The organism is Rhodococcus sp. T9N (genome assembly GCF_024436645.1).
Taxonomy (GTDB): domain Bacteria; phylum Actinomycetota; class Actinomycetes; order Mycobacteriales; family Mycobacteriaceae; genus Rhodococcus_F; species Rhodococcus_F qingshengii.
In genome coordinates, this window is the sequence record NZ_JAMSKS010000068.1 from 1 (window position 1) to 904 (window position 904).

At 58.1% G+C, this 904-nt stretch carries 1 protein-coding gene; it reads right to left on the reverse strand.

The annotated features are described in order from the left end of the window. Positions 1 to 220: 220 nt before the first annotated feature. On the reverse strand, positions 221 to 904 hold a 684-nt coding region (locus tag M1L53_RS33050; RefSeq protein WP_261949515.1), incomplete at its 5' end, for a hypothetical protein.

Consider the following 904-nt stretch of genomic DNA (forward strand, 5'->3'; position numbering starts at 1 on the left):
CCCCCCGCCAGTTTGCGAGAGGCGCCTTGTCGGTGCTGTGGTGCGTTTAGTTGTCTGGCTGCTTCATGATGGGCGCATGATCTTAAGGCTTTCCCCCGTTGCGGAATCTATCCCAGGCGCGGACGCTGGTTGACGCCTCCCAGGCTTCGCGAATACCCCATGCAACAGCGATCGCTCCAATGAAAGCCAAAATCTTCATGGCCACATTCAATCAGGTTGCCTAGATAGGCGCTTGCGTGTCGAGCCACGCCAACGCTGCAGTCTGCTCCGATGAACTCAAAGCCCGATTCCACAGCGCGACGGCCTTCAGGTTTGAATTCGAACTCTTCACCTGCATCACCTGGTTAAGTGGCGAGTTCGAGCGACCAGTGAGTTCCGCTACGGTCCCATTGACGACCGATCGCATACTGGTCAGGGTTCGCGTGACAATCATCTGGTTGCGTGATAGGGCAACCTGATTGTTGTTCATCGGCCACGCGCCGAAGGCTTCACCGTTGCCTGCGAGTGCTGCGGGCTTGCCGCTCTGGCTTTCGATCTTCAGCCACACGTCAGACGTGGCACCGAAGATGTCGCCACCAGGCATGGGTGAATTGAAGATCGCCGCAATGGTGATATTCGCCCATCCCCCGGACGGTTGGGCGACTGACAGTGACGTGGTGATATTCGGGGAGAAGTACACAAAGTCCGGTGTGGGATAGGTGGTAACCGAGGGTGCGCTTGCTAGCGAGGAAGCCGTCGCCTTGACGGCAGTCACGTTCGAGGATCCCGAAACCGTTGGGATCTTCGCGGAACTGTCTGCGGTTACTGCGAATGCGCCGACCGACGAGTTGCCCGACACGACAGGAACGTGAGCCATCGCATTGACGGCCGACACTGGAACATTTACTACTGCAGCGCCAGTTGC